Below are 11,391 nucleotides of genomic sequence, written 5' to 3'. Positions count from 1 at the left end.
GGCTCGTCGAGCCAGCCGATGCCGGGTCGCGTCCGAAGCCGGGCACGAGACCTACGGCCGCGGTCACCCGGGCCCGGCGATCCCGGACTACCGGCCCTCAGGAGTAGGGCCGAGCGGCCTCAAAACTGCGAAAGTCGAGTGAACTGCAACGTGCCAAAATTCGCGAGCGGCGGCTGCGTCGCGATGCGGAGCGAGCCCACTGACGGGCTCTCCTCGATCCACTCCGCGGTCCGCCCACCGGCAAAGAAGTACGGATCGGGGCCTTGCCAAGTACGGAGCGTGTGGGTCGCGGCGAAGGCGGTGCCCCAGCCGAGGCCCCCGATCGAGTACCCGGTGAGGCCGGTCGTCTCGTCGGTGACGTCGGTGTCCCAGTGCGTTCCGTCGTAGAGGACCGACGCGGTGATCTCGTCGCCGGGATGGAGGGGGAACCTCGAGAAGACCTGCGCGGCATCCTCGGGGAAGAGCTCCCAGAATCCGGTGTCCAGTTGCACGCCGTTCACGCAGTCGTCCTCCACGCCGGTCTGCAGCAGGTCGTAAGCGACGGCCCCGCCAACGCCCACCCAGGTCGCAGAGTTGGCATTCGGCGTCTGCGCGCAATTGAGGCGCGGCACCGACCAGCTCCCGCCGACGAGGGCATCCACGGACGGGGTCGTGTAGACGTAACCCCCCCCAGTTCGCGCTGAGCTGGAGTTGCGCATCGCCCGTCGGCGCGCTGCCCGGCTGCACCGTCGTCGAGGCCGTCGGTCCCGTCGAGATGGGGAACAGCGAGCTCTCGACCGAGGGTTGCACAGCGCCCTCGACCGTGACGACGAAGGTCCGCGTCGCGGTCGCGGTGGCGCTTGTCGCCGTGAAGACGAAGCGCAGGGGGTCGCGGAGCATCGTCGAGTTCGCGCCGATGCGCAGACGCGTCGACCAACGGCCGTCGCGGCACTCGGTTGCCCCTCGAGAGAAGGAGACCCTCACGAGTTGCTTCCCCCGCAGCGAGAGCCGGCAGGTCGTCGCACCCGCGAGGTTGGCCCGCAGGACGGCGGTGGCCCCCCGCGAAGAGACGCTCCCCGGCGCCCGGAAGGTGAGGAGCTGGGGCGCCGCCGTCCTCGGAGCACCCGAGGCGCGCGCCGGGAGCAGGGCGAGTGGCACGAGCCCGAGGGTGAGCGCGATCCCCGCCGCCCGTGCGCCGCGCCGTGCAAGGCGAGGTCCTCGTGACCGGTGACGGGGCCTCATCGCTGCATCGGGGCACCAAAGACGCGGCGCGCCGCGCGCTCGCCGGACTCCACCTGCCGACCGCCCGCCATGGGCCAACCGTAGGTCGGGCACGGGAAGGGTCGGCAACGCATTCGAGCCAGCCAGCCGCCTCGCGGTGGCCCCGGGAGGTGCCGAAGCGCGGCCGTCGAGCGGTCAGTCCCGCCGCACGTTGGCGGTGAAGTCGTAGAGGCGGCTCTTGCTGGAGGTGTAGCTCCAGTCGACGGTCGCTGGCTCGAGGCGCGGGGAGACGAGGTGCCGCTCGAGGAAGGTGAGGAGCTCGCCCCAGGCCGCCTCGGCGATCTCGGGGCGGTAGCGACCGCTCATCGTCGAGTCCGTCCAGCCGTGCGGGGCGCCCGCGTAGCAGACGATCCGGTAGCTCTTGTCCTGGTCCTCGAAGTGGCCGCGGATGAAGCGCACGTCGTCGACGGAGACCAGGTGGTCGAGCTCGCCGAAGAGGCCGAGGAAAGGAGCCTGCAGCCGCCCGACGAGGTCGTGCAGGTGCTCGGTGTGGTACTCGCCGTCGGGCTCCCACTCGCGGTTGCGGTATAGGCCGTGGAAGACCACGCAGGCGTCGAGGTGCCGGTTCGCCCCCCACAGCACCGGGTGCCGGCCGGTCGCGCAGGCGCCGAGGACGGCGAGGCGGTCGGCGTCGGCTGCCGGCGTCGTCCGCAGCAGCTCGAGCACGTCGTCGAGGATCTCGAGGGCGTGCGGGTCGGTGAGGCGCGCCGTCGCGGTGCCGTCCGCGAGGCCCCGCTGATCGGGATGCTCGAAGAAGAGGTTCGGTGCTGCGGCGACGTAGCCCGCGGCCGCCAGGCGGCGCGCCATGTTCCTCGGATGCTCGACGAGGCCGTAGCGCTCGTGGAGGACGACGACCGAGGGCTGGGGCCCAGGCTCCTCCGGGGTCGCGACGAACACCGGGGCGCCGAGACCGCGCGTGCTCTCCATGGTTTCGGGCATCGCGCACCTCCTCGCCGAGAGGGTAGGCGGGGCAGACCGGCGGCGCCCCGACCCGTCGCGATCACACGAAGAGCGACCGAAGGCGCGTCGCGGGTGACGTGCGCAGCCGCTTCGGCCACAATGCCTGCGAGTCGTTCCGCTCCGTCGTTGGGCGGTCACGAGGTGAGGGGGTGCGAAGTGCCGGATGGCCCGCTCATGATCTCCGCGGACTCGCACGTGATCGAGGACCCCCACCTCTGGGAGACGCGCCTCCCCGCGAAGTTGCGGGAGGCGGCCCCGGTCTTTCCCGAACGCGGCGTCGGCGGGCAGTTCCAGGCGCACCAGGGAGGGTGGGACCCGCTGGCGAGGGTCGAGGAGATGGCCGTCGACGGCGTGTCACAGGAGGTCCTCTACCCGAGCCTCGCGATGAACCTCTTCGGGTTGACGGACCCCGCCCTCCAGGAGGCCTGCTTCTCGGTCTACAACGACTGGCTGCTCGAGTACTGCTCGGCCGCTCCCGACCGGCTCTTCGGCATCGGTGCGCTCTGCACCTTCGACGTCACGCAGGCGGTGAGGGAACTGCGACGCTGCAAGGCGGCGGGCTTCGTCGGGGCGATGGTCTGGGAGGTGCCTCCGCCCGAGCTGTCCTTCGCGACCGACCACTACGAGGAGCTGTGGGCCGTCGCCGAGGAGCTGCGGATGCCGATCAGCCTGCACATCCTCACCGGCGCCAGCTACGGATGGCCGAAGCCGCGGGCAGCGCGGCGCGTGCTGCAGGCGACCGCCCGGCACGCGAACGACCTCGTCTACGAGGCCTCCAACGCCATCTCGGACCTCATCACGACCGGAGTCCTCGAGCGGTTCCCGGCGCTGAAGTTCGTGCTCGTCGAGAGCGAGGCGAGCTGGATCCCCTTCATCTTGAGCTCCTGGGACAAGTACGCCAGCCGGCCGAACAGCGACTCCCCGCTGACGATGGCCCCGAGCGACTATTTCCGCCGGAACGTGCACGCCACGTTCTTCAACGACCCGACCCTCGCTTCGGTCCTCGAGCGCTGGGGGTCTGCGAACTGCATGTGGTCGAATGACTACCCCCATCCGAACTCGACGTGGCCCGAGTCCCGGAAGATCATCGAACGGGATCTTGGGCATCTCCCCGACGAGGTGCGCCGAGAGGTCCTGTCCGGCAACGTCGCGCGCCTCTACGACCTGCCCGCGGCAAGCGGCCGGCAGGGCGCGTCCCCGGCGAGCTGACGAAAGCTGCGGGACGTTCGCTCCCCCGGCTTGGTGTCGCCGGAGCTCACCCGTCGGACTGCGGAGGCGAACGTGAGGAAGGTCGGTCGCCGTCGGCGGCGCGAGACCGCGCACGTGCGCTCCGAATGCCGAAGTCCGCCGGCGGGACCACCGCTCGGATCGATCGTCGGCTTCAGTCTCTCCACCGCGGCCCGCGCACGTCGCGCACGTGCGGCACCGGGACCGTGACCACCGTGTGGTCGGTGGGGGAGAGGTCGATCCGTGAGAGCGCGCTCCCGGGTACGCCCCGGAACTTCTCCGTGCTGGTCAGGTCGGCCCGGTAGGCGAGCGCCGGGGAGACCCAGACCGGGATCCCTCCGACGATGCCGCTCGCGTCGTGGTGGTTGTGTCCGCAGAGCACGACTCGGACGTCCGAGCCGGCGATGAGGTCGCGGAGCTCGTCGGGGTTCTGCAGGCGGAGGCGGGACATCGTCTTGATCGGGGAGGTGATCGGCGGGTGGTGGAGGACGAGCACCGTTCCCTCGGGGGCTCGTGCCTCGAGCTCTGCCGCCAGGTAGGCGAGCGTCTCGTTGTCGAGGGCACCTTCGTCGACTCCGGGGATGGTGGAGTCGAGGGAGATGATCCGAAGCCCGCGACACCAGTGCGTCTGGTTGATCGGCCCCGCGCCGGCGACGCCGAGCAGGTGCCTTCGGAAGGCGTCGCGCTCGTCGTGGTTCCCGGGCACGTAGACGACCTCGGCACCGTCGGCTTCCGCCTGCGAGCGCATCAGCGCCGCGAGGTCCTCGTAGCAGCCGGCGTCACCGACATCGGTGAGGTCCCCGGTGAGCAAGTAGGCGTCGGGCGCGATCCGTGCCTCGTTGACGAGCCGTAACGCGGCGACGAGGTTGTCCCGTGGCCGTACCCCCGGGCGGAGCGAGCCATCCGCGGTGAGGTGGATGTCCGAGAGCTGCACGAGCGTGAACGACTCCACGCGCCTCCTTTCCGCCCCGGTTCGCGACACACCATTGTGACTTCGACGCGGCGCACCCCTGCCCGAGAAACCCGCTCCGGACCTCGGCGCGAGCGATCATGGCGGCGTGTTCGGTGACGCCGAGTTCGGAACCGACGTCCACACCTGGCCGTGGCCCCCTACGACGTAATCGTCGTCGGCCTCGGCGGGATGGGGAGCGCTGCGGCCGCGGAACTCGCGGCGCGCGGGCTCAGCGTGCTCGGGATCGAGCGCTTCGGCGCCGTGCACAGCCGGGGCTCGAGTCACGGCGGGAGCCGTCTCATCCGCCAGGCCTACTTCGAGGACCCCCGGTACGTGCCGCTCCTGCTGCGCGCCTACGAGCGCTGGCGCGAGCTCGAGACCCTGGCGGGGGAGGAGCTCCTCACCGAGACCGGGGGGCTGATGATCGGCCGGCCGGAGTCGCGGACCGTCGCCGGGAGCCTCGAGAGCGCCCGACGCTGGCAGCTCGACCACGAGCTTCTCGACGCACGCGAGGTGGCGCGACGCTGGCCCAACCTCACCCCCGCCGCGGAGGACGTCGCGCTCTACGAGCCGCACGCCGGCTTCGTCCGCCCCGAGGCGACGGTCGCGGCGCACCTCGCCCTCGCCCACGAGCGCGGCGCCGAGCTGCACTTCAACGAGGTGGTGACCGGTTGGGAGAGCCGAAGCGACAGCGTGGAGGTGGCGGCCGGCGCGGCGCTCTACCGGGGCGCGCGACTCGTCGTCGCCGCCGGCGCCTGGGCGCCGCTGTTCCACCGCTCGCTGCGCCTCCCGCTGCTCGTCGAGCGCCACGTCCAGTTCTGGCTGCGGCCGACCGTCCCGGTGGAGCGCTTCTTGCCGGAGCGCCAGCCCGTCTACGTCTGGGAGGGCGAGGACGGACAGCAGGTCTACGGCTTCCCTGTCACCGAACGGAACCCCTCGGCCGTGAAGGCGGCCTTTTTCCGGCGGGGGCGGCCAGCCGAGCCGGACCACCTCGCCCGCTTCGTGAAGCCCGAGGAGGTGCGCCCGCTTCTCGAGTTCCTCGCGCCGCGCCTCCCCGCCCTCGGCCCGGAGGTCTCCGAGGCGGTCGCCTGCATGTACACGACCACCCCGGACGAGCACTTCCTCCTCGGGATCCCCGCCGCTGACGGGCGGCTGGTGGTCTGCTCACCGTGCTCGGGGCACGGCTTCAAGTTCGTGCCGGTGATCGGCGAGCTGGTCGCCGACCTCGTCACCGAGGGAGGGACTCGCTTGGACATCGGCCTCTTCGACCCGGACCGCTTCGGTCCGGCCTGAGCGCCGGCGTTCAGCCTCCGCGCAGCGCCCGCATGTGCGCCACCCTCCGCTCGACGAGCGCCGCGGTGCCGATGTCGTGGCGGTAGCGGACGGGGCCCCCGACGCTCGCGGCGCCCCGCTCGGCCCTGGCCTCGGCCTCCTCGAGGGTGTTGCCGAGGCCGACGACGGCGAGGGCGCGCGAGCCGGTGAGCGCGAGGCCCCCCGGCACGACGTTCACCGAGGACCAGAAGAGCCGCACGTCGGGGCCGAAGGCGGCGGGATCGACGGTGATCGGCGCCCCCCTCCCGCCCACGGCCGGGTAGGGCTCGGGGACGACGTACTTGCAGACGGTCGCTCGCGCGGCGAACGAGACGGGGAGCGCACCGAGCGTGCCGGTCGCCGTCGCCCAGCAGAGCTCGAGCAGGTCGGCCTCGAGCAGCGGCACGACGTTCATCGCCTCCGGATCGCCGAAACGGGCGTTGAACTCGACGAGGCGGACGCCGTCGCTGGTCGCCATGTAGCCGCCGTAGAGGACGCCGCGGTAGGGGGTGCCGACCTCCTCGTCGAGCGCGGCGATCACCCGCTCGTTGATCGCCTTGGCCTCGGCGAGGTCCTCGGCCACAAGGAAGGGGAGGGAGTGGTCGGCGCAGGAGTACGAGCCCATGCCCCCGGTGTTCGGCCCCTCGTCGCTCTCGAAGGCGCGCTTGTGGTCCTGCACCGGTGGGCAGTGCAGCACAGCGTCGCCGTCGGTCACGCTCTGCAGCGAGAACTCCTCGCCCTCGAGGCGCTCCTCGATGAGCACGATGCCCTCCTCGCGCACGAGCGAGCGGGCGTAGCCGAGGCCCTCCTCGCGGGAGGAGAAGTGGTGGCCGGAGACGCGCACGCCCTTCCCGCCGGTGAGCCCGTCCGGCTTCACGACGTAATCGCCGAGGTGCGCCAGGTAGCCCTCGAGGCCCCGCTCGTCGTGGAAGACGCGGTGCTCGGGGTTCCCGGCGATGCCGTGCCGCGCGACGAGCTCCCTGCACCACGACTTGCTGCCCTCGATCCGGGCGTGGGCCCTGCGGGGCCCGAAGCAGGGGACGCCGAGGTCGTCCTCGACCGCGTCCACGATCCCCGCGCAGAGCGGGTCCTCCGGGCCGATGATGAACAGGTCCGGCCCGGTCTTGCGGGCGAAGTCGAGGACCGCCGGGAGGTCCGTCAGCGAGACCTCGCCGAGGAACTCGCTGCAGCGCTCGAGCATCCCTGGCGGGCTGATCTCAGAGATCCCGAAGAGCAGCGGGTGGTGCGGGCTCTCGGCGCAGGCCTGCACGAGGGCGTCGGTGCGGGCGTCCTTGCCGGCGATGAGCACCGACGGGCGCTCCGGGAGGTTCGCTGCCACTAGCCGGCCAATCTACGCGATCACGCGACGCGGCCGATCGGTGCTCGGGCGAGCGCGGGCTCGCTGCAGGCGTCCGCCGGCCCCGATGTGGGCATAGAGAGCCTGCCGTCCGATACCGGGGGCGGGCGACGCGTGTGCCGAGGATCGAGATCGGCGCGGAGAGTGAGTGAGGACGCGATGGCAAGTGAGGGACTGCACGAGCCGGCCGACGAGATGAGCGCGGAGGTGATCGATCGCCACCGCGCGATCACCTCGCTGATGGAGGAGCTCGAGGCGGTCGACTGGTACGACCAGCGTTGCTCGGCCACCAAGGACAGCTCGCTCGCGGAGATCCTGGCCCACAACCGCGACGAGGAGAAGGAGCACGCCTCGATGCTCCTCGAGTGGCTGCGCCGCCACGACCCGGCGCTCGACAGGAACCTCCGCCACTACCTGTTCACCGACGAGCCGATCCTCGAGATCGAGGAGGCCTCCGAGGAGGACTGAGCGCGCTCGCGGGGCGCCGGCGCGACACCCCACTGCCTGGCTGCTTCAGCCCTCGGCGGGGTGGGGGTAGTGGTGGGCGACGCCGGGGTCCTCGGGCGGCACGTCGAGGTAGACGACGACCCGGCAACCCGAGTCGCCGACCGCGATCCGCTCCTCGAGCACGACGGAGGCCTCGCGTTCCGCGTTGCGGGCCGCGATCCCGCCGAAGACCGAGGAGGTCATCCTGCACAGCGCTGGCGCGCCTCGCACCACCTCTCCGAAGGGGCACGCCGTGTTGATCAGCACGATGCGCTGCGGCGTGGCCTCGAGCACCGAGAACTCGCCGTCGATCGCGTGCTTTAGGCGGACGAAGCACTCGCCGAGCTCGCCGGCGCTCATCTTGCCGACGACGCCGCGGGCGGCGCGGAACTCCTCCTCCATCTGCGCGCCGACATCGGTCCCCACCTGGGCGACCGTCGCCTCCGCCGCCGCCGGGCCGGCCGTGCGCTCGATCTCCTGGGCCAACTGGACGACGAGGGCGCGAAGGAAGGCCTCCTTCCCGAAGCCCGTTCCGGGGATCGCCTCGTCGAGGCCGGGCAGCGACCCGAGGGCGCTCACCGACGGGTGGTAGCTCGGGCTCTCGGCGCGGCCGACGGGGAGCTCGGCCGAGATCTCGGTCCCGCCGGCGCGCCGGGCGGCCGCGGAGAGTTGGCCCGTGAGCTGGCTGGCGATGAACAGCCCCCGCCCTCCCGCGTCGGTCGGCTCCGGGGGGAGGTGGGGCTCGAGGACGAAGCCGGGTCCGAGGTCGTAGACGGTGAGCACCGGGTGCGCGGTGCTCCAGATGAGCGACACCCAGGAGGGGCCGGCGGCGTGGCGGTTCGCGTTGCCGAGCAGCTCGGCGACGACCAGCTCGGCCTCCTCCACCCCTGCGGGATCAGCGGCGTGACGAGTGAGGTAGGCGCCGATCTCGTGGCGGAGGGCGGTCACGTCCGCGGCACGCGTCGAGTCGAGGAACCAATCCACTGCCTGCACCCTTCCGCGGTCGCCCCGCTGTGACCGAATCCCGTACCCGCCGGCCCCGCGCGTGCACCGGATCGGGATCGGCCGGTTCCGGGGGAGCCGGCCGATCGGGGACCGGATCGGCGGGGGGCATGCTCATGCGCACACCCCCTACCCCGCGGGCGGCGCTCAAAAACCCCAACAGGACCGCTGCGGCTGCGGGTAGCTTTCCGTCACCGCCACTGCGGCGGGGGTGAGCCGGGAAGCCTGGTCGGCGCGTAAAGGAGACGCATGCCCGACCGCGAGGCCGACCTGTCGCCCGAGCTCCGCTCCGGACTCGCCCTCTCCGGCGTCTCGTTCAGCTGGTCGCTCGTGACGAGCAGCCTCGCGGTCGCGAGCGGCGTCACCAGCGCCAGCCTCGTCCTCGTCGCGTTCGGCGCCGTCGGCTACTTCGACGCCGCCGGGTCGGCGGTGCTCGTCGCGCACTTCCGCCACTCCCTCCGCCACGAGATCCTTTCTGTGGCCCACGAGGATCTCGCGCTGCGGGTGGTGCGCTTCGGCCTCGTGGCCGTCGGCCTCGCGAGCACCGCCGAGGGGATCCGCCGCCTCGTCGGCCGCTCGGGCTCCCACCCCGACGCCCTCGGCCTCGGGGTCGCCGCAGCCTCCTTTGTGGCGCTCGCGCTGCTGGCGCGGCGTAAGCGCCAGCTCGCGCCCCGCATCCCGAGCGCGGCGCTTGCCGCCGACGGCCTTCTCTCGGCAACGGGGAGCCTGCTCGCGCTCGTGACCGTCCTCGGCGTCGCCCTCACCGCCGCGCTCGGATGGTGGTGGATCGACCCGGCGGCGGGGACCGCGGTCGCGCTCGGCGCGCTCGTCGTCGGCGTCCGCCTCGGGCCGCCGGGGCGTGACCGCGGCCGGGCCGGGGTAGGGCAGTCTCATGACGACACCACCTGACGAGCGGCGGAGCGACGGGAACCCCGAGGAGCAGCCGGAGACCCCCGACCGTCCCCAGGACGAGCCCGACAACCCTGCGATGGACGATCCCGACGAGCGGATCGACGAGCAGGGCCGCGAGTCCTTCCCCGCGAGCGACCCCCCCGCGCACTGACGCCGTCGCCGCGCCCGACGGTCGCGCGACGACAGAGGGGATCAGTCGACGAGGCTCCGGGCCTGTTGCCAGCTCGTCTCGTCGGCGGCGACGATGAGCCCGGAGCCTTCCTCGGCCGGGCGGTAGGGCGATCCGTCGAAGCGCCCGACGACGCCGCCCGCCTCCTCGACGAGGAGGGCGCCCGCGGCGTGGTCCCAAGCAAGGGTGCGCCAGTAGACGCAGAAGTCCTGCGCGCCCTCGACGAGCGCGGGGTACTCGATCGCCGCGGAGCCGCGACCGGAGAGCACCGAGCCGAAGCGGCCCCGGTTGCGCTCGACCGCCGCCGCCTGCTCCGGCGGGAGGAAGCGCGACGAGACCCGGCCCCGCAAGCCAGCGGCCGTCGCCGCCGGCCTCCCGCGGCGGATCGGCCGGCCGTCACGGAGGACTCCCCCTCCCCGCGCCGCCATGAACATCGCCTGCCGCAGCGGTTGCCAGATCCACGCCGCCACCGTCGCCCCCTCCTCGAGGAGCGCAACCATCACGCCCCAGTCGGGCGAGCCGGTGACGAAGTTCGCCGTACCGTCGATCGGGTCGACGAGCCAGGCACGCGGCGACCCGAGCAGCTGAAGGCGCGAGGGGTCCGCGGCGCAGGCCTCCTCGCCGACGACGGGCGCGCCCTGTCCGAGCCCCGCGAGACGCGCCTCGAGGAGTTGCTCGGCCTCCTCATCGGCGACCGTCACGAGCTCACCGGGCGACTTCGCGCGGACGTCGTCTTGCGCGAGGAAGGAGAAGCGCGGCTCGATCGCCGTTGCACTCACCTCCCGGATCGCCGCGGCGACGGCGTCGAGGAAGGGCGCGCCGATGGCCATCGGGCGAGTCTCGCAGGGGGCCGACCCGGACTTGGCCGGAAGCACGGAAAACGGCCGGCCGGCCCCCGCGACGCTGTCGGCGGTGCTTCGGGGTCGGCGTGCCGACAGTCGCGCCTTGGTCCGGAGCCGCGGTTAGCGGGGGCCCTCCTCGATCTCTCCCTTCCCGACCTCACGGTGGCGGGAGAGGCGCTCCTCCAGGTGTTCGACGCCGGGGCGCCACGGCGTCGACTGGTCCTTCACGACCCGGTCCAGCTTCTCGCCGAGCACGAGCACCGAGCGGGCGAGGGGGTTGCGGTGGGCCGAGGGGTGGGAGAGCGCGTGCTCGACGGAGCGCTCGACCTCGTCGCGCACCGTCGCGGCGCGCCCGACGTCGAGGCGCGCCAGCTGGGGGAGGAGTTCCGCTTCCTCCTGCTCGAGGTGCTGGCGGATCGCCTCGAGGAGAGCCTCGAGGGCCGCTTCGAAGCCCTCGGGGTCGTCGGCGTAGACGTTGCCCGGCTTCACGTGGCGGGTGCGTCGACGGATCTCGCCGAGACCCTCGCGCACCACCTCCTGGTCGGCGCGGGCGCGCTCGATCTCGTGGTGCTCCCCCGCCAGCTCCTCGATCGCGGGGTAGACGGCGCGCGCCTTCACGTCCTCGCAGCGCGCGCACGTGCCGACGAGCTCGACGGCGAGATCGGCGCGCTCGGCGGGGCGCCGGCTCTCCTCGATGAGATCGAGGATCGCGAGCAGCCGCTCCTGCTCGTGCTCGAGCGGCGCGAGCACCGCGCGCGCCGCATTCCTGTTGGTCTCCGCCTCGTCGAACGTGGGACACCTCCCGGCAAAGCACAGCGGCCGATCGCGGCTGGCGCGCGAGAGATACCCATTGCGGACCCTCCTCTCACAACGTCCCAGTCGCGCCATCGATGGCCTCGGACGCCGCACCGGC

12 protein-coding genes are annotated in these 11,391 nt (G+C 72.5%); 5 read left to right on the top strand and 7 right to left on the bottom strand.

The genetic code is table 11. From position 1 onward, the window contains the following. Positions 1 to 119 precede the first annotated feature (119 nt). Positions 120 to 698 (bottom strand): G1 family glutamic endopeptidase, encoded by a 579-nt coding sequence (locus tag VNF07_04930; protein HVB05578.1) that lies wholly within the window; start codon positions 696 to 698, stop codon positions 120 to 122. 697 nt (positions 699 to 1,395) lie between these two features. Further along, complete coding sequence (locus VNF07_04925) at positions 1,396 to 2,199, bottom strand: dienelactone hydrolase family protein (GenBank protein ID HVB05577.1); 804 nt, start codon at positions 2,197 to 2,199, stop codon at positions 1,396 to 1,398. A 177-nt stretch (positions 2,200 to 2,376) separates the two neighbouring features. Between VNF07_04925 and VNF07_04920 the strand changes: the two genes are divergently transcribed. Beyond that, positions 2,377 to 3,429 (top strand): amidohydrolase family protein, encoded by a 1,053-nt coding sequence (locus VNF07_04920; GenBank protein HVB05576.1) that lies wholly within the window; start codon positions 2,377 to 2,379, stop codon positions 3,427 to 3,429. Positions 3,430 to 3,601: 172 nt separating this feature from the next. On the opposite strand, the gene VNF07_04915 is transcribed toward VNF07_04920, so the two are convergent. Further along, complete coding sequence (locus VNF07_04915; GenBank protein HVB05575.1) at positions 3,602 to 4,399, bottom strand: metallophosphoesterase; 798 nt, start codon at positions 4,397 to 4,399, stop codon at positions 3,602 to 3,604. 150 nt (positions 4,400 to 4,549) lie between these two features. Here VNF07_04915 and solA point away from each other — a divergent pair, with 150 nt between their 5' ends. Next, entirely contained in the window at positions 4,550 to 5,692 is a 1,143-nt protein-coding gene (solA, locus tag VNF07_04910; protein HVB05574.1) for an N-methyl-L-tryptophan oxidase, read from the top strand. A 10-nt stretch (positions 5,693 to 5,702) separates the two neighbouring features. Here the strand turns inward: solA and purD are convergent, their stop codons facing one another. After that, entirely contained in the window at positions 5,703 to 7,049 is a 1,347-nt protein-coding gene (gene purD, locus VNF07_04905; protein ID HVB05573.1) for a phosphoribosylamine--glycine ligase, read from the bottom strand. Between the two features lie 177 nt (positions 7,050 to 7,226). On the opposite strand from purD, the gene VNF07_04900 reads away from it, so the two are divergent. Further along, positions 7,227 to 7,535 carry an encapsulin-associated ferritin-like protein gene (locus tag VNF07_04900; GenBank protein ID HVB05572.1) on the top strand — a complete coding sequence of 103 codons (309 nt, stop codon included), beginning with the start codon at positions 7,227 to 7,229 and terminating at the stop codon, positions 7,533 to 7,535. A gap of 45 nt (positions 7,536 to 7,580) precedes the next feature. On the opposite strand, the gene VNF07_04895 is transcribed toward VNF07_04900, so the two are convergent. Next, the gene (locus VNF07_04895) at positions 7,581 to 8,537 is read right to left on the bottom strand and encodes a methanogen output domain 1-containing protein (protein ID HVB05571.1); all 957 of its coding nucleotides are present in this window, start codon (positions 8,535 to 8,537) and stop codon (positions 7,581 to 7,583) included. Between the two features lie 267 nt (positions 8,538 to 8,804). On the opposite strand from VNF07_04895, the gene VNF07_04890 reads away from it, so the two are divergent. After that, positions 8,805 to 9,464, top strand: coding sequence for a cation transporter (locus VNF07_04890; GenBank protein HVB05570.1), 660 nt, complete (start codon positions 8,805 to 8,807; stop codon positions 9,462 to 9,464). Then, on the top strand, positions 9,448 to 9,618 hold the full coding sequence (locus VNF07_04885; protein ID HVB05569.1) for a hypothetical protein: 171 nt from the start codon (positions 9,448 to 9,450) through the stop codon (positions 9,616 to 9,618). The genes VNF07_04890 and VNF07_04885 overlap by 17 nt, the downstream gene beginning before the upstream one ends. Positions 9,619 to 9,659: 41 nt before the next feature. On the opposite strand, the gene VNF07_04880 is transcribed toward VNF07_04885, so the two are convergent. Continuing rightward, a complete protein-coding gene (locus VNF07_04880; GenBank protein HVB05568.1) occupies positions 9,660 to 10,466 on the bottom strand; it encodes an inositol monophosphatase in 807 nt (268 codons plus the stop codon). A 132-nt stretch (positions 10,467 to 10,598) separates the two neighbouring features. Next, complete coding sequence (locus VNF07_04875; GenBank protein HVB05567.1) at positions 10,599 to 11,228, bottom strand: hemerythrin domain-containing protein; 630 nt, start codon at positions 11,226 to 11,228, stop codon at positions 10,599 to 10,601. Positions 11,229 to 11,391 lie beyond the last annotated feature (163 nt).

This window comes from Acidimicrobiales bacterium, from assembly GCA_035533595.1.
Lineage (GTDB): Bacteria > Actinomycetota > Acidimicrobiia > Acidimicrobiales > Bog-793 > DATLTN01.
Note: the sequence above shows the minus strand (reverse complement) of the source record. Positions and strands in the feature narration are given on the sequence as shown.

What these genes read in the sequence shown, in the direction of transcription:
- VNF07_04930 (HVB05578.1), bottom strand. Translation starts at nt 698, where the DNA reads ATGCGCAACTCCAGCTCAGCGCGAACTGGGGGGGGTTACGTCTACACG.
- VNF07_04925 (HVB05577.1), bottom strand. Translation starts at nt 2,199, where the DNA reads ATGCCCGAAACCATGGAGAGCACGCGCGGTCTCGGCGCCCCGGTGTTC.
- VNF07_04900 (HVB05572.1), top strand. Translation starts at nt 7,227, where the DNA reads ATGGCAAGTGAGGGACTGCACGAGCCGGCCGACGAGATGAGCGCGGAG.
- VNF07_04890 (HVB05570.1), top strand. Translation starts at nt 8,805, where the DNA reads ATGCCCGACCGCGAGGCCGACCTGTCGCCCGAGCTCCGCTCCGGACTC.
- VNF07_04885 (HVB05569.1), top strand. Translation starts at nt 9,448, where the DNA reads ATGACGACACCACCTGACGAGCGGCGGAGCGACGGGAACCCCGAGGAG.
- VNF07_04880 (HVB05568.1), bottom strand. Translation starts at nt 10,466, where the DNA reads ATGGCCATCGGCGCGCCCTTCCTCGACGCCGTCGCCGCGGCGATCCGG.